Source organism: Alphaproteobacteria bacterium SS10 (assembly GCA_019192455.1).
Taxonomy (GTDB): domain Bacteria; phylum Pseudomonadota; class Alphaproteobacteria; order TMED2; family TMED2; genus TMED2.
This window is the reverse complement of the sequence record JAHCML010000004.1, coordinates 170105-187652: the sequence shown is the minus strand read 5'-3', so window position 1 is coordinate 187652 and position 17548 is coordinate 170105. Positions and strand designations below refer to the sequence as shown.

At 56.3% G+C, this 17548-nt stretch carries 13 protein-coding genes; 9 read left to right on the top strand and 4 right to left on the bottom strand.

Annotated elements, in window-relative coordinates; translation table 11 throughout:
* Positions 1-6 precede the first annotated feature (6 nt).
* The 3 genes from KI792_08470 to KI792_08460 all read right to left on the bottom strand — a co-directional run bounded on the left by KI792_08470 (position 7) and on the right by KI792_08460 (position 2268).
* Entirely contained in the window at positions 7-213 is a 207-nt protein-coding gene (locus KI792_08470; protein MBV6633050.1) for a hypothetical protein, read from the bottom strand.
* Positions 214-300: 87 nt separating this feature from the next.
* On the bottom strand, positions 301-756 hold the full coding sequence (locus tag KI792_08465) for a hypothetical protein (protein MBV6633049.1): 456 nt from the start codon (positions 754-756) through the stop codon (positions 301-303).
* Positions 757-780: 24 nt separating this feature from the next.
* Positions 781-2268 (bottom strand): mannose-1-phosphate guanylyltransferase/mannose-6-phosphate isomerase, encoded by a 1488-nt coding sequence (locus KI792_08460; GenBank protein MBV6633048.1) that lies wholly within the window; start codon positions 2266-2268, stop codon positions 781-783.
* Between the two features lie 385 nt (positions 2269-2653).
* On the opposite strand from KI792_08460, the gene KI792_08455 reads away from it, so the two are divergent.
* The 9 genes from KI792_08455 (at position 2654) to KI792_08415 (ending at position 16941) form a co-directional block, all read left to right on the top strand.
* Positions 2654-4243: a PilZ domain-containing protein gene (locus KI792_08455; GenBank protein MBV6633047.1), complete on the top strand. Its 1590-nt coding sequence runs from the start codon at positions 2654-2656 to the stop codon at positions 4241-4243.
* Positions 4240-5838, top strand: coding sequence for a glycosyltransferase (locus KI792_08450; protein ID MBV6633046.1), 1599 nt, complete (start codon positions 4240-4242; stop codon positions 5836-5838). Before KI792_08455 ends, KI792_08450 begins: the two co-directional genes overlap by 4 nt.
* A gap of 197 nt (positions 5839-6035) precedes the next feature.
* Positions 6036-7448 (top strand): nucleotide sugar dehydrogenase, encoded by a 1413-nt coding sequence (locus KI792_08445; protein ID MBV6633045.1) that lies wholly within the window; start codon positions 6036-6038, stop codon positions 7446-7448.
* A gap of 203 nt (positions 7449-7651) precedes the next feature.
* Positions 7652-9538: a DUF4114 domain-containing protein gene (locus tag KI792_08440; GenBank protein ID MBV6633044.1), complete on the top strand. Its 1887-nt coding sequence runs from the start codon at positions 7652-7654 to the stop codon at positions 9536-9538.
* Positions 9539-9747: 209 nt separating this feature from the next.
* Positions 9748-11058: a hypothetical protein gene (locus tag KI792_08435; protein MBV6633043.1), complete on the top strand. Its 1311-nt coding sequence runs from the start codon at positions 9748-9750 to the stop codon at positions 11056-11058.
* The gene (locus tag KI792_08430) at positions 11058-12275 is read left to right on the top strand and encodes a sel1 repeat family protein (GenBank protein MBV6633042.1); all 1218 of its coding nucleotides are present in this window, start codon (positions 11058-11060) and stop codon (positions 12273-12275) included. Before KI792_08435 ends, KI792_08430 begins: the two co-directional genes overlap by 1 nt.
* Positions 12276-12311: 36 nt before the next feature.
* A complete protein-coding gene (locus KI792_08425; protein ID MBV6633041.1) occupies positions 12312-13814 on the top strand; it encodes an MBOAT family protein in 1503 nt (500 codons plus the stop codon).
* Between the two features lie 11 nt (positions 13815-13825).
* On the top strand, positions 13826-15676 hold the full coding sequence (locus KI792_08420; GenBank protein ID MBV6633040.1) for a hypothetical protein: 1851 nt from the start codon (positions 13826-13828) through the stop codon (positions 15674-15676).
* Between the two features lie 245 nt (positions 15677-15921).
* Positions 15922-16941, top strand: coding sequence for a hypothetical protein (locus tag KI792_08415; protein ID MBV6633039.1), 1020 nt, complete (start codon positions 15922-15924; stop codon positions 16939-16941).
* A gap of 182 nt (positions 16942-17123) precedes the next feature.
* Here KI792_08415 and KI792_08410 read toward each other — a convergent pair whose 3' ends face one another.
* Positions 17124-17525 carry a hypothetical protein gene (locus KI792_08410; protein MBV6633038.1) on the bottom strand — a complete coding sequence of 134 codons (402 nt, stop codon included), beginning with the start codon at positions 17523-17525 and terminating at the stop codon, positions 17124-17126.
* Positions 17526-17548 lie beyond the last annotated feature (23 nt).

Here is a 17548-nt window from a genome sequence, read left to right as displayed (position 1 = left end):
ACACCGTCATGCTGCGTCGATGGTCAGTTCCTCCGGCTTGATCTCCCCGGATCGAATTAGGTGCCATGCCTTATCCAAATCATCGCGTTGGCAAGACAGGGATCGGCCACAGGGGCAGACAATGTTTTCGGCCTGGGCTTCAGGGACGTGAAACTCTTCACCGCATTCGCAGGCGATTAGGTATCCGTTGAAGACGTATTCAAGCAGGGTCATTTGGGGGCCTCCTCTGAATCTGGCGGTAATGCTGCTAATCATTTCTTCGATCATGGTCATGTCGTGTCCTCCTTCATGGCGCCGTTCTTAAGCGGCGTTGTGGTAGATGAATGGCCGAACCTGATGTCGGCTGGCCGCACGATCCCAACTTGGCCGTAGCGTGCTCTGCAGGGCCTGCCAGGTATCCTCAAAACTGGCGACTGGGGTGACGCAGTGCCCCTGGGCATGGCCCCAGAGCTGTTCAGCAATTGGCCGATATCGTTCGACATTGCGCTCCAGGTTCATGAACAGGTTGACGCGACTAAGGCGTGGCTCTGCGAGGATGGAGTTCATGGTCCGATGCAGGTGATCGGGGCCGACCATGGGTTCGATGTGACGGCCAAGCAGGGAGACATTGGCGATATGCCGGGAGTTTGCGCCCTCGCTTAGGATGGTCACGCGCTGTCCCTCACTCCATTCCCGGAAGAAGTCAGCGAAGTCTTTGTCCAGGAAGCCCTCATCATCCAGCAGGGTTCCACAGATATCGAAAACGTAATGGATCATTGGTCCTCTCCTTTCCCAATTTGATTATTCGGCGGCGACCGGCTGGATGGCCTGGTCGACTGCATCGCGGCCGTACACATCGTCGAGGCGCACGATGTCGTCCTCGCCGAGATAGGTGCCGCACTGAACTTCGATGAGGTGCACCGGCTCTGTGCCAAAGTTCTCAAGCCGGTGATGGGCGCCGAGCGGGATGTGCACACTCTGGTTTGGCTTCAGTGTGTGTTCCTCGTCATCGACCGTGACGGTGGCAACGCCGGAAACAACGGTCCAATGCTCAGCACGGTGGTGGTGATACTGCAGGGATAGGCGACCACCCGGCTTGACCGTGATGCGCTTCACCTTGAAGCCCTCATCCTCATCAAGGATCTGGTAGCTGCCCCATGGGCGGGTTGATGCGGAGGCACCCTGCTGTTCGGTGAACTCATGGGCGACCTGATTGCCCGATTGAGACAACTCAGCCACCACGGACTTCACATCCTGGGAGCGGTCTTTGCTGGTGACCAAGACAGCGTCGCCGCTATCGACCACGACAACATCATCCAGCCCGACAACCGCCACCAGGCGTCCGTCACTGCGGATAAATGAGTTCCGGGTGTCCTTGGTAATGACATCGCCGTTGGTGGCATTGCCATCCAGGTCGTGGCTGTGCTGCTGCCATAGGGCGGTGAAGCCACCAATGTCGCTCCAACCACAATCCACCGCGACAACGGCGCCATAGCTGGTCTTCTCCATCAGCGCATAGTCGATTGAGATGTCGGGGCATCGTGAGAAGCTGACAGCTTCCAGATGAACGGTCGTCCGCTCTTGCTTAGAGAATTTGAGAGCCTGGTTAACCGATGCCAGGATTTCCGGTGCATGGACCGCAAGCTCACGCAGGCCGCGCTTCACGGACATGAAGAACATGCCGCTGTTCCAAAGCGCACCCTTATCGCTAATCAGCTGATCAGCGGTTTGACGGTTTGGCTTCTCCACGAACCGGTCGATGGTTGTGGTCTCAGAGACGACTAGCGCTGAACCACGGCAGATATAGCCATAGCCCGTATGCGGCTCGGTTGGCTCAATCCCAAAGGTGGTGATCAGATCACCGGCCAAGACAAGCTCTTCGGCACGGTCCGTTGCGGTTAGGAAGGCCGCCCGGTCATGGATCAAGTGATCCGATGGCAGAACCAAGATCCGACCATTCGGCATCTTCGACTTCATAGAGATCAGAGCAGCGGCGATGGCTGGGCCGGTATTGCGGGCCATCGGTTCCACGATCACCTCTAATGGCTCGATGCTCAACTCGGCCAATTGCTCGTGGACCAGCTCAACATAGCTCTCGGCGGTCACGATGATTGGCGCGGTGAACCGCGATTGGTCGGCAACCCGTTGGCATGTTTCTTGGAATGGCGTGGTATTACCGATCAGCTGTTGAAACTGCTTCGGGCGCATGGACCGGGAAAGCGGCCAAAGGCGGGTACCTGAACCGCCAGCCATAATCACCGGTGTCGTCTTCTGATTAGTGAATTGCATGAAAGGACCCTCCGTCCGATTGGATTGAACCTGATGGACGTTACGGGGCAATCACGATGCCAAATCTGATCTGCAGGGGATGATTTACATGCCAACGCCAGTCTTTCTGCGGGGTTCACTGACCTCAACCCAAAACACCGGCTGGTCGTGCCAAGGCACCAAATTGTGCAGGCTGATAAGTCGGGGCCAAAATTTTTGCAAAATCGAAAGATTCGTTTTCGGATTTGCTAATCGCATAAAATGCAAATTTCTAACCCGTTGATTTAAAACAAATAAAAACTGGCCCCTCCTTTGCTCCTATAGGGGAGGACAATCGGAGGGTCCAATCATGAAGGTCGTAAGAGAACGACCAAGTCAGCGTCTGCACCATAGGGTGACAGCACCAATGAAGCTCATCATCGATGGCAAGGACTATGCCGTGGTGAATTGGAGCCTCGGCGGGCTGTGCTTAGAGGTGGACGAGATTGGTCGACTACAGAAGGGTGACCGGCTATCCGGTTCGGCCGTGTTGCCGTTCCAGGGCTTTGACATCTCTTTTGAACTAAAGATGGAAGTCTGTCGCATTGATCGGAATGTTGGCGAGCTTGGGCTGTCTTTTGTCGATCTTGATGATCGGGCAACCGGTCTACTATCCCACTATGTTGATGAGCTGGTGCGCGGCTCAATGGTGGTTATTGAAGATACCATCCAGCGTATTGATGTCCCGGTCACACCGGTTTCAACCAAGCCCGATCCAAACCCGATTGCAGAGATCCCCGTTCGGCGCTGGCCTATAAAGATGGTGGCCATGACCGGCTTCTATGCCTTCCTTGGCCTGATTGTCTTCGGCTACGCCCTGCTACTCGCCTACAGCAATATCTTCGTGCTTGAGATCGATAGCGCTGTTGTCTCGGCACCGGTTGAGACGATCACCGCTAAGGTCGATGGCGAGCTGATCATCAAGATCACCGATGCGCCAACCCAAATCTATCGCGGACAAGTACTAGCGGAGATTGCAAACCCCGCCCTGGACCGACGCATTGCCGCTGCAGGCCTCGCCGTCGCCGCCGCTGAAGCGGAGGTTGCCTCCATCGATCAAAACCTGCGCAGCGCCCAGCGTCGGGCCCGCGATCATGAGATTATCGGCCTAAACAATGTGAAACGGGCTGAGGCACGCCTAAGCGCTGAACTTGAAGAGCTGCGCATCGCGAAGGCTGAACTGGCTAGGGCCGACATCCTGTTAGAGAAAGGCCTGACCACGGCATCCAAGCGCGATCAACTCGCCAGCCGAGTTACCGAACAGGCCGCACGGGTTGAACAAACCCGGATTGATGTTACGGAGCTTCGCCAAGTTTCGGTGAAAGCGTCCGGCGACAACTTCTTTGAGAGTGCGCGTCTCGCCACCGAAACCGATCGCCTAAACGCAGACCGCAAGATCGCCAGCGCCGAGCTACGCAATGCCCGGCGTCGGGTTGACCTGCTGCAGCAAGAGCGGGATGACTATCTAATCAAGGCACCATTCAATGGCCGCCTGATTGATAACCTGCGGGCCAATGGCGCCAGCATTCATAAGCGCGATGCCCTTTTCATCGTGGAGCAATCGCATGAGCGGGAAATCCTGGCATTTGTTCGCCAGGAACAGATCCTGCGCATCGGCCTAGGTGACCCGGCATCGATCTATATCCCGGCGCTGGATCGCACCATCATTGGCCGGGTTGAGGTTGTTGACCGAACCGACGGCTTTGTTCAGGCCGAACGCTCCCGCTATAGCTGGCGGACCGAGACCGACCGGTCCGGCATGGTTCGCCTCTCCCTGCCACAGGATGGTAGCGCCGATGATGTGGTGGCCGGCCTTCCCGCCATTGTTGTCTTCAACCAGCGGGCCGCCGATGGCGTGGTTCACAGCCTGGCAACCGCATGGTCATCCGGCCTCGGTCATCAACAGATGGTCGCAGAGGTGCCGGGGGCGCCACAAATGCTCGAGGGGGTGCAATGACCCATCCCATCCGACGGGCGGTAACCCAGAACTATAAAATTGATGACCCCACGGTCTGGCCCACCGGTTTCAAGAAATGGACACCACTGGTGCTCTATCAAATTTTCCTATTCTTCAGCCTGGTTTTCATTGGCAGCGCCGTCATCCCCAACACCCTGTGGGATCCTGAAACCCAGGCCATCACCTTCACCCTCGGCATACTTGGTGTCTGGCGATATGGCTGGTGGATGACCCATGCAGTTAGGGCCCGCAACTATGGCCGCCATGTCTATCCGCGGCTTAAAGCGGAGGGTGAGCAACTCTGGCGGGATGGCTGGCGCCCCCGCCATTTGCATTTCATGTTCACCACCTTCAAAGAGCATCGGGACATTACCGAGAAGGTAGTGCGCAGCATTATCCGTGAAGTCCGCGACGCCGGTGTTCCGGGCACAATTTGGCTTGGATCCGGTGATATCTATGATGAGGAGATCATCGCCGACCTGATCCGGCGTGAGACCACGGACATTGACTTCGAGCTTAAGATTGTTCGCCAGAACGTGCCGGGCAAACGGGCCGCGATTGGCCTTGTGCTTCGTGCTATGAACCGCGGCAATGTTGAGCCCGATGATCTGATCATCTTCATGGATGGTGACTTCATCCTTGGCCAAGGCTGTATTGGTAAATGCATGCCGCTGTTCCGCCTCTACCCTGATCTGCAGGCCGTCACCACGGATGAGGAGGTCATCTGCATCGGGCCCAAATGGATTGCCAGCTGGCTGACGATGCGGTTTGCCCAGCGACGCCTCGCCATGCAAAGCCACGCCCTTTCTAACCGCGTCCTAACCCTTACCGGTCGGATGTCGGTGTTCCGTGCCAATCACCTGATGCAGTTAGAGTTCATACGGGTGCTTGAAGCGGATCACCTGGATCACTGGCTATGGGGCAAGTTTCGTTTCCTATCCGGTGATGACAAGAGCACCTGGTACTACCTGTTAAAGCATCGCTCTCGCATGCTCTATGTGCCCGATGCCCTTGGCTATACCGTGGAGGTGATTGAGGGTGGCGGTATGGACCGGATGGTTCAGAATTTCCGTCGTTGGTCGGGCAATATGCTTCGCAATGGCATGCGCGCAATCCAACTCGGTCCCCGTGCCATGCCCTTCTTCATTTGGTGGTGCCTGATCGATCAGCGGCTATCGATGTGGACCATGTTGGTCAGCCCGGCGCTTGCCTTATCGGCGTCACTGCTGGTCTCCCCCTACTACATGGTCTCTTACGTTCTGTTCATTCTGTTCTCGAGAATGATGCTGTCGCTCGTACTGTTTACCTACTCGCGCAAGATCGACATCACCTATCCGTTCATTCTGTATCTGAACCAGCTGATCAATGCGTCAGTGAAGGTCTACTGCATCTGGCGGTTATCCAAGCAACGCTGGTCAAACCGTGGAAACCAATCCGCAGGCTTTGATGGCGGCACCTTTATCGACCAGTTTCGCAATGGCATGGCCAAATACCTAACCGCCCTATCGGTCACCATGCTGTTCATTGGTGTGATCTGGTACAGCAAGCTGGTCCACATGCCATCTGCGCACATTGTTGGCACGCTGCTGCGATAACAGTTGCCCAACTTTGCAAATTGAAAATCCAGCTTTCGTATTTGCAAACCAATCTTTTCAGATATCGATTTTATAATAAAACCCAATTTGCCAAAAAATTTATAAGCCCTTGTTTTTAAATAATTTATACATGTGGCACAGCACTTGAAAATATCCCTCTGAGTTTCACAAGACCCGATCTTCGGAGGGATTTAAAAATGAACGCTATTACTCAACTGCCATCGGCTCTTATCGATGAAGCCGCCTCCACTTATGAAGAGCTGCTTCAAGAGAAAACCGCGATCAGTATCTTTGGTCTTGGCTATGTCGGCGCCGTGTCAATCGGCTGCCTATCCAGCCTTGGGCACCGGGTTGTCGGTGTTGATCTGGCTGAAGACAAAATCGCCGCCATTCAGAACGGCACCTCCCCCATGCTGGAGGCCAACCTAGATCAACTCCTGACCCAGGGCGTTGATATGGGCATCATCACCGCGGGCAGCAACGGCCACCGCGCTGTTCTTGAAACCGACATCACCTTTGTCTCTGTCGGCACGCCAACCGCTGAGGATGGCAGCTGTGACCTAAGCTTTGTCCGCTCAGTCTCCCGCACAATTGGTGAGGCACTTCGTGAGAAGGATGAGTATCACCTCATCGTCATGCGCTGCAGCGTGCCACCGGGCACCACCTTGAAAGTGATGCAGCCTGAGATTGAGCAGGCATCGGGCAAGAAGCTCGGCCCAGATTTTGGCCTCTGCTTCAACCCTGAGTTCCTGCGCGAAGGTACCGCCGTCGCTGACTTCTTCACCCCCACGAAAACGGTAATCGGTGCGAATGACGAACGCGCTGGCGAGATGCTGGCCGAAGTTTACCGAGCCGTTGAAGAGGAGATCCTGTTCTGCTCAATCGATGCGGCGGAGATGGTGAAGTATGTCGACAATACCTGGCACGCCACCAAGGTCACCTTCGCGAATGAGGTTGGCCGCCTTTGTAAGGCACTCGGCACCGATAGCCACGAAGTGATGGATATCTTCGTAAAGGACCGTTACCTCAACCTCTCATCCTACTACCTGAAGCCTGGCTTTGCCTTCGGTGGCTCCTGCCTACCGAAAGAGGTGCGGGCAATGGAACACCTGGCGGATGAGCTAAACATCAGCCTGCCGCTGATGGAGAACCTGAACCGCTCAAATGAAGAGCATGTGGAGGAAGCCTTCCGCATGATCGTCGAGAGCAAGGCGCAACGCATCGGCTTCCTCGGCATCACCTTCAAAGGCAATACCGACGACCTGCGGGAAAGCCCAACGCTTGAGCTGATCGCGATGTGTCAGTCGGCTGGTCTGGAGGTTGTCCTCCATGATGAGAACCTGCGCCTCGATGCTTCGCTCTCACAGCACTACGGCTACATGAAGCACGCACGGCCTCACCTGCGCCGGGTGGTTCAGGACCTGCCAAACATCGCCCGTAAAAGCATTGGCGAAGTGACGGAGGAGGCCGAGCTGGTTGTGATCTCACACAACAAGGATCCGTATCGCGGTGCTGCTTATGAGCGGCTGGAAGAGACGAAAGTCCTGGACCTGGTCCGGATGTCTCAAGAGCTGCCAGCGCACAAGAATTACCAGGGCATCGGATGGTGACCTGAGAGTTGGGGCCGTTGCGCACAACTCTAAGGCTAGGTGATCACCCCCCCAAGCTCCACCTCGCCAGAGTCCCCTCCGAACCCGCGCAACGGCCCCTTACCCCCCCTGCCTAAGCGAGACCACACAGACGAGGGGCTGTGTGGTCCGTTTGGCAAATCTAGGAGGACCAAATCATGCCTAGCTTGATTGCAAGTCGCCCCATCGTGGGCACCAATGAGGATGATAATATTACTGGTAAGAATACCTCAGACGTTATGTCCGGACGGGCTGGCGATGACTCTATCACCGGCCAAAACGGGAATGACGAGATCTGGGGCGGTACCGGGGATGACACCCTAAGAGGTAATAACGGCAACGATATCGTCTTCGGCTCCGGCGGCCCCAACATCGTCGATGTTGAATCTGTCGAGATCACCGATGACTACGATGTCTCTGTTATCTTTGAGGGTGAAACAGCCGGGTACAAAAACACCTTCGGCACCTACAAGGTGCAGGAGGATGAGACCATTACGGATGTTGAGATCATTTGGCCAAATGCATCGCTGAGATATTCAGGCGGTGATTTGGTTCAGGGGGTTTCGAGAGAGTACTTGGACGTGGAAGCTGGTGACCAAATATCCTTCTTCATCGTTTCCAATGGTTACAATCTCAACGGTCGATACAACGATGTTGATCTAGAGGCTGGCGCTCTCGAGTTTCGTGATGCGGATGGTGAGATTGCCACCCTGAACAGCATCAACCCCGATCTGATCCACGTGGCCGAGGATGGCACCGAAACCGAAATCCGTGTGGACAAGTACCACACGGCGGCATTCGGTGAGCATCAACAGCTAAACGCGGATGGTTTGCTGCATACGGCGGGCATCTTGAAGCCTGATGCTGGCACGCTGACCATTGGGTTTGAGGATCTCTACAATGGCGGCGATCGCGACTTTGATGACAGTGTTTTCACGGTCGATATCGGCACCGTTAATGCCCAGGTTCTGAATGCCCATTACCAAACCGGGAATGACGATGAGGATCCGGATACAGGTGATGGCGACGGTGACGATGACGTCGTAATCATCCCGCCATCCGATAATGATCACCTCTATGGCGGTAATGGCGCTGACGAACTGCATGGCCGGTCCGGCAACGACAAGCTTGAAGGCGATAACGGCAATGATGCCCTGCATGGTGGCTCTGGTGATGACCAGGCGGTCGGGGAGTCAGGCGACGATACCGTCTTTGGCAACTCGGGTAATGACAACCTATCCGGTGGTCAGGGGCGTGATAGCCTTGGCGGTAACAGCGGTGACGATGTCATCAATGGCGATAGCCAGGATGACACCATCATTGGTGGCCATGGCCAGGACACGCTCGACGGTGGTAACCATGATGACCTGGTCATCGGTGGGTCTGGCGATGACTACCTAATCGGTGGTTATGGCGATGACACACTAAAGGGTGGTGCCGGTGAGGATACGCTGTCTGGTGGTCATGGTGATGACGACCTACAGGGTGGCCATGGTGATGATACCTTCATTGCCGATGCCGGTGATGACTCCTTCCATGGTGGTCGGGGCGTCAACACGGTCGATTACTCCGACTACGACAATGATCTCAGAATCCTACTGCACAATAAGAAGGCACACGGGCTTGAGATCGGCAATGACTACCTGAAGTATATCCAGAACGCGATCAGCGGTGATGGTGATGACAGCATCAAGGGCAGCAAAGAAGCGAATGAGCTGATTGCTGGCGGCGGTGATGATCGCATCCGCTCACTTGGTGGCGAGGATACACTGACCGGTGGGTCGGGTGACGATATCTTCGAATGGCGTAGCTATGACATTGATGGCGATGCCGACATCATCACCGACTTCGATCTTAACGATGATGCCATCGATCTTCGTCATGTGATGAAGAACGCAGAGACTGATGATGAGATCATCGCCCGCCTCAATGTCGAGGATACGGATGATGGCGCCCTGATCTCGGTCCGCAAAGGCGGGACCGGTGATGGCCTGACCGATCTTGTCATCCTGCAAGGTATCGATGGTGAGGATGCAACCTCACTCTTCGATGCAGGCATCTTCATCGTCTAACTAAACCAACCAACACTTGAACGGGCGGGGCTTTGGTCCCGCCCCTTTTTTATGCTGCGAATCTTGTGGTGACGGCATTTTGCAAATCGCAAACCTTTGCAGATCGCAAAAGCAACAAAAAACCATAACCATTTGTTTTTGCTGAAATAAAAAACACCAACCCGTTGGCATCGTCCTTGCCACTTCTTAGGCAATCGGAGGTTCCAACAATGCTTAAACAAAATCGCCCACGGCGTTATCTACCCGCTTTGATCCTGGCTTTGGTACTCGGCTTCGGCCCGGCCTTGGCCAACTGGATCGTTGATCCATTCCGGATGAACAATCAGTTCGACCTTGGCTTGGACCGGGAGGAAATCAGCCTCCGCGCCCATTATCCGCTGTGGAAGATGATTGAGTATCCACGGCGTCAGGATCAGTTCATCGTTCTAGGCGACAGCCGTGCCCGTGCATTGCAGGACAAATACTGGAATGAGGTTGGTGTCGAGGGCGTCTACAACTTCGCCTATGGCGGTGCCACGATCTTTGAGATCTATGACACCTTCAAATACCTGCAGGACCGCACCGACCTTGAAACCCTTGTGGTCAGCCTCCCCCTACGCAGCTTTGATGAGCGGCATAAGGGTGGGCTCAACCGGGTACCTGAGGCGATCCGTATCGCCGATAGCCCGTTCGAGTACTACACGAGTTGGTTCGTCCTAAAGACGGCCATTAAGAACCTCGAAGACCGTTATGGCGAGGAGCTTCATGCCAACCTGCCATCGCTTACCTCAACAGCCCATGCAGCTGCCACAGACAGCCAGACGACAGCCATTAAGCTTGGCGAAGAGCCTGTTACGCTGGAAGTTCTGCTCGACCCCGAAAATTGCAAAGACTGTGAAGTCGACCAGCGGGCCATTGCCCAACGCATGTCGCTGATCATCGGCGATCATTCCAAGGGGCCGAATTTGGGTCTTGGGCGCGGCCTCGGTCATTGGTCCGCCATCTGGCAGATTGAGGAGATTGAGCGTGATCTGCCCAGTCGCTTCGCCAAGCAAGTGGGCACCAACGGGGCTGCCGATTGGCGTCGGTTCCAATTCTCCGATCGCCTATGGTCAAAGATCGTCGAGATCGCGGACTGGACCCGACAGAACGACGTCCAGCTGGTCTTCGTCATCCCGCCAACCATTACCGAGATGCAGCAACGGCTGAATGATTTCGGCATGGCGCGTGCCAATAACGATTTCCGCCTCCGGCTCGCTGAACTGGCACCGGTGGTCGACTTCGATTTCGACAGCGCTTTCACACGCGATCTGGATCGGTTCACTGACGCTTATCACTTCGACGCCAATGCAGCCCGCGAGATTGTCGCGCAGCTGGCCCGGATGACCGTTGAGGCGCCGCATGTGCAGCGTGCCACCCGCAACTTCAGCGACACGGTGGAATGCCCGCTCGATCCCGCATCAACCACCAACACCATTCAACAAGACGGCATCAGCCTAAGCACTGGCAAAGGCTGCCGCATCTGGAAGGGGGTCCAGTGATGTTACGCAAGACGAATACCCGAACGGTGAAGACCGCCTTTGGCACCCTGGCAGGCGCCGCCCTGGTTTCCGCCCTCATGATGGCAGAACCACCAGCCGCAGCGCTCATGACAACGGTCGAGCCAACCCAACGCGTTGATGCACGGGTTCTTGAGCAGCTGAAACACGCCCGAGCGTTACAGAAGCTTAAGCAATGGGAAGAGGCCTACGAGATCATTCGTAGCCTAGCAGCCGAAGGGCACCCGACAGCGCTTTACCATCTCGGCCGGGCGCTCAAATCAGGACATGGCGTTGATCCGGACCCACACGCGGCCAAAGAGGCCTTCAAACGCGCCGTTTCTTACGACTTTGCGGAGCGCGGGGCGGCGGCTTATGAGCTTGGGCGGCTATACCAACGGGCCACCGGCCCAGGTTGCATGACCATGGCCTTCCAATGGTTCTTGAAGAGCCTGGAGTTCGGCCATGACAAAGCGCATGTGCAGCTCGCCAAACACTACGAGCGTGGCCTCGGCGTTGCCGTTAGCTATGAAGCGGCCAGCGGTCACTACGAGCAGGCCGCCATCTTTGGCTATCCAACCGCCACCATACAATTGGCCCGCCTGCTAAATGAGGGTGGTAGCGGCTTCGCACAGAACCCCCGCATGGCCCAGTACTGGTTTGCAAGAGCGAGAGACGGCCTCATCAGCAAGGCAAATAGCGGCTCCGCCAGTGCGGCGAAGACCCTTGGCCGCCTCTATCTGAGGGGTGAATTCCAAGATCCCGACCTTGATCAGGCCCAACGGTGGTTTGTCCGCTCAGCCGAGCTCGGCGATGCCGGCGCGATGCATGAGCTGGGCCTCATGTTGACCCGCAATGCCAAATCAACCGAGGCAGCGCAGGAAGGGATCGATTGGCTGAACCAAGCAATCGCCCTCAGCCATGGCGGCGCCATGACCGACCTCGCCCGCTTGCACCTTAAAGAGCGCTTTGGCCTGGAGCGGCCAGATGCCGTCGCCCTGTTGGAAGATGGGGTTGAGGTGGGCCATCCCGGCTCCATGGCTGAGCTGGGACGCCTGCACTTCAAAGGGGATCTTGTCCCACGCGACCTCGCCAGGGCGAGAGAGCTCGCCGAACGGGGGGCCGCCCAACGGCACCAGGGTGCGCGCGCCTTACTCAAACAACTCGACACCCAGCACGCCGCGCTGACCGTCACGGAAGTCGCGGCTGCAACAGACTAAACAGTCACCAACCAATTGATGCTCTAGGAGGGGATCATGGTCTTCAGTTCATTAGAATTCATCTATCTGTTCCTACCACCGGTACTGGCAGGTTTTCTGTTCCTGCGCTGGCGGGGTCATGAGGCTGCAATCATCTGGTGGTTGGTTGGCGCTTCCATCGCCTTCTACGCCTGGTGGAGCGTGCCGTACCTGCTGCTTCTGATTGGCTCGGTGGTGGTGAACTACTTGCTGCACCGGTTCCTATCGATATCGAAAGATAAGGCGGTGCTGACGATCGGCATCGTGCTGAACCTGGCGGCACTGGCTTACTTCAAATACGCCAACTTCTTCATTCAGAACTACAACGCGATCAGTGGCCATGATCTGGCCCTGTTAAACATCGTGCTACCGCTGGCGATCTCGTTCTTCACCTTCCAGCAGATCTCCTTCCTCTGCGATACCTATAAGGGCCAGGTGACCAATTGTGACTTCGCCCGCTATGCCCTGTTCGTGGTGTTTTTCCCGCAGCTGATCGCCGGCCCGATTGTCCTCCAGAAGGATACGTTGCCGCAGTTCAAGCTGAAGGTGTTCCAGGGCAAGTTGAGCACCAACCTGGCCGTTGGCGGTACGCTCTTGGCCATTGGCCTATTCAAGAAGATCGTGCTGGCTGACAGCATGGCCCCCTATGCGAACCTGGTTTTTGGGGCCGCCGGTGATGCCCATGGCATACCGCTTGAGGCGGCCTGGATTGGCGCTCTTGCCTACACCTTCCAGATCTATTTCGACTTCTCTGGCTATTGCGATATGGCGCTCGGCCTGGCGCGGTTGTTTGGCATTCGACTGCCGATCAACTTCAACTCGCCCTACAAGGCGCGCAGCATCGTTGATTTCTGGCGTCGCTGGCACATCACCCTGTCTCGCTTCCTGCGTGATTACCTATACATCCCGCTGGGCGGCAATCAGTGCAGCAAGCAACGGCGCTATCTCAACCTGATGCTCACCATGCTGCTGGGTGGCCTATGGCATGGTGCCGCTTGGACCTTCGTGGTTTGGGGTCTGCTACACGGCCTGTACCTGACCATCAATCACGCTTGGTCAGCCGTGATGAAAGATACCCGCCTGGCCCAAATCATCCCGGCCCCGGTGAAGATCTGTGCCAGCTGGGGCGTCACGATGATCGCGGTGATCATTGCCTGGGTCTTCTTCCGGGCAGAGAGCTTCGATGCCGCCATCGCCATCCTGCATGGCATGACCGGCCTCTCAACCGCGTTGGAGCCAACACTGTGGGAAGGGCTGACCAATGGTTCAGCATGGATCTGGCTGCAGTTCCTGGCGCTGGCAATCATCGCAGTGTGGATGCCCAACTCAATCGAGCTAACCGCCCGCTATCGCCCCGTGATCGATGTGGCACGGGAGCTGCGGATCAAGCTTGGCCAGGCGCCTAAGCTTTGGCAGCCGACCCCGGCCTGGTCCCTTGCCATCGCAACCATCGCGGTGATCTCGATCATTCAGATGTACCGGATCGGTGATCTGACTGAATTCATCTACTTCAACTTCTAGGAAGAACCGGCATGCCCCCAGCCAGGTTCATCCTAGCCAGTGTGGTTGCCGCGGTGTTCATCACCGCGGCACCACCCGCTTCTGCCCAGACTCTGATCTCTCAACACACCGGTGCAGAGGTTGATTTGGTCACCGGCCTCATCACTAAACATCGGATCAGCCGCCCGGGACTTGAGGCGGTGATCAATCGCCCCAAGCACCAAGCCATAATCGAGTGGCGTGCAGGGGACTTCAGACCAACAATTACAATCAATGATCAGATTCTAATCGATGGTGCGGATACCAATGACGTGTCCCGTATCGGCAGCTTTCGCCTTCGCCGTGATGGTTCATATGCCTATGTGCGAACCACGAAGACCCGGGGTGACACCACTGACATCGTTCAGGATGGTGATACCGTCATCTCCCTACCCTACGGCACCCAGGTTTCGATTATTGAGTTCAACGCAAACCGCCTGATTACCAGCCGATGGCGAAGCAAAGAGCTTGAGACCCTGATCGAACTCTACGCCGTTGGTAACGATGGTCGTGTGGCGCCCTCAGCAACCCATCAATGGCGCTTGGTGGATTGTGCCACTGGTACCATCCGCATCCGCCAGAACACCCTCTTCGCTGAGGCCTACTGCAACCATACGGACAAACCACAACTGATCTCACTGCCATTGCAGCCAAATGCTAAACCTCAGTTCATTACGGGCAGTGAGGATGTCTTCATCTGGGGCAGCGGCCCCAAAGACCAGCCTGGCGTGAGGGCACTGAAGCTAGAAGGCTCGCCGGAGACGAGGGCAATGTTCCATGCCCTGGCTGGCCTAACCATGGGGCAGCTTGGCGAACCGAGGGCGCTTGCCTCTGATGAGGCTGGCACCCTCAGCTGGTCTCAGAGCTACCGCCTTCGTGCACTTGCCTTGCTGTATCAAAAGACGGGCGATGAAGTCTTTGCCCTGTTAGAAGCCCAGGCTATCGACCGGATCCTGGGCCAGACCAATCACCAGCTGCAGATCACCGCAGATCACGGCCTACCGGCGCATGGCTGGGCAACCCGCATCTATTCAAGTAACCAACGCACCCCCATCGCCCATGCGGTCAATCTGGGCATGATCGGCATGGCATTGATCGAAGCGTGCGGTGGTATTGAGGAATACTGTGACCCAGCCCTAATGGGACGGCTAGAGCAATCCGCACGCAGCATCATTCGCTTCTTTAGCGCCCAGGTTGATGCCGATACCGGGCTGTATTTGATCCCGGCCAATATTCCGTTCCGCTTTGCCGGGGAGGTTGCCCCCTGGAACTGGCAGATGGCGATGGCAGGTTTCCTCGCCCAAGCCGGGCAGATGTTTGATCAAAGCAGCTGGACGGGAGATGCCAATAAGCTCGTGACCAGCTTCCTAAGCAGCCATGAGGTAGAAGAAGGCCATCAGCTATGGCGATATTGGCCCGCGCGCACCTCAAACCGGTTTGAGGATGTAAGCCATGCCGGCATTTCAATCCTGGGCCTCGCATCAGCTGGTCATCAAAACCGCCTGCAAGCCAGCGGGCCTTTATCAAAGACCCTAACGACCGTCGCTAGCCAAGGCTTCTTCCCAGCCAGGGATATCGATGGTGAGGGACCAAGGGATCCAAGGTGGCTGCCCGCTGGTGGCTGGGCCCATCTAGACAACAAGGCGATGAAACATCTGTTCGCATCCCGCATGCCGGGTTGGAACGCCGCTGACACGCTCTTCAGCTACGCCGTATATGCCAAACAGGCATCGGACACCCGGTTAACGCTTCACCATCAACACTGCAGCCAAGCTGGCTGCACAACCAATCAGGTCGAGACGATCAGCGATCTAACCGCATTCATGCTGCGCAGGCGCGATTGAGCGAGCGGACAAGGCAACCCACTGAACAGATAGCATTTCTAGAAAAAAATGGTGGGCGCGACTGGGAATGAACCAGTGACCCCTACGATGTCAACGAGCGGGTAACAAACAACATCAACCACTTGGCCCTGTACAGCCTATCCGCCAATTCCCGCATTTGCGGGCGCTTCACACTCTACACCCATTAATAACCCGGACATGTCCGGGAAATTCAATTGGCCAGCCTCTCGAGATGGAGGCCGCCCATGGATAAGCGAATTTCGATCAATCCAGAGACGGTCAGCGTCACCCTCGAGTTACCCTTCGAGGTTGCCGAACTCATTGCTGATCAGGGCATGGATTTGGTCAAGGCAATCGTCGAAGCGGTTGAGTTGGTCAAACGCAACGATGAGCGCCGAAAACGGCTAGAGCAGTATCAAGATGCTGATGCTCAAGATCGTACTGATGAATGGCATCGCTTGGCTGCCGAACTCGATGCCGAGATCAAGCGCTTAACAGGTAGCGGCGGGGTTACCGAGGCTGAAGTTATCACAACCTTCGCCAGCAACTTCAGCACGCCGGTCAGCAGCCTTCAGGCCATCCTGACCAGCTATCGCAAGAAGCAGCGCAAGGCCGCGATACGGGAGCGCGATGAAAAGATCATTCGCTTCTATTTTCTGGGCTACACCAACGCACAGATCGGTAAGAAACTCGAGCCACCAGTCTCGGCCAGCACCGTCAATAAGGTGCTCGCGAAACATCGAGACTTTATTGCGATGCTTCGCACCTCGCGCGGTGTCGCTCACCAGCCTACCTCACCACCGGCACCGCTGGTTGGTCAGGGAGCACCACCGGAGGCCACCAAGGCCGACAGGCTCCCCTCCAAACCTAAAGAAAAGACCCCGGCCGCCCCGAGGGCGGGCGGAACGGTTGCGGCTAGCGGCATCAAAGATGAGCTCGCCCGCGATCCAATCAGTATTCAAGTCTATCGATCCTTCCGCCGTGGCGAACATAAGGCAGACACGCGTCATGCAACGCTAAAGGCCATAGGTGAGCCACATGGCATCACTGCCGAAATCGCAGAATTCAAAATGCGTCACCGGCGCGAGCACGTGCAGCGCTACATCAAGCGGCGACGCATCCAGTCAATCAAGCGACTGAAGGCTGAGGGGCTTACCGATGCATCAATTGCAGAACGGCTAAACATCTCAAAAGCAAAGGTCGCAAAGCTCGCAAAGGAGCTGGCCGGTAGCCTTCCCGGTACCGATGGGGAGGCTCGCCAATGACCTACCAATCGCCTGCACACGCCCTACCGGAGAGCACCGCAGACAGCCTGTCAACACCCCGACCCGGTACCGACCGCAGGTCGGTAGTGGTGCGGGAGGGGTTTGACAGGATGGCATCGCCCAGAGCCTTGCCAATGGCTCAGGGGGCAGTCGTCCCCCTGAGGCTGGTGAGCAGGAAAGCTCTAGTCGCTTCCTCTGATGTTGGTAGGCAGGAGCAAAGGTATCTCAAAATTGGCACGGCTGATCCGCGCAGACGAACGTCCCAAAGAGCCCGTTCCTCTGGAAGAGAGGAAGCCCATAAAGCTGCCCTCTACCGCAATCTCCGCTTTGCCATCTTCGCCGATCTCAAGTGCCAGATCGAAGCGCACGGGCAAGACCAGCCTTTGCCATTTCCCAACCTTTGTATGGCTTGTTTCGCCAGCATCCAGCCCCCTCATGCCTTCGGGAGAGGCAAGTGGGATGTGAGAGCGCCGACCTTGATCTCGCTCGTTTTGCTGATCATTGAACTCAAGAACAGCCTCAGAAATCTCTTCGAGTATTTCACAAACGAACTCTTTGATTTTGGCCAAGACCTTACCTTTCATTTCCGGAAAAACGGGGGTGCAGC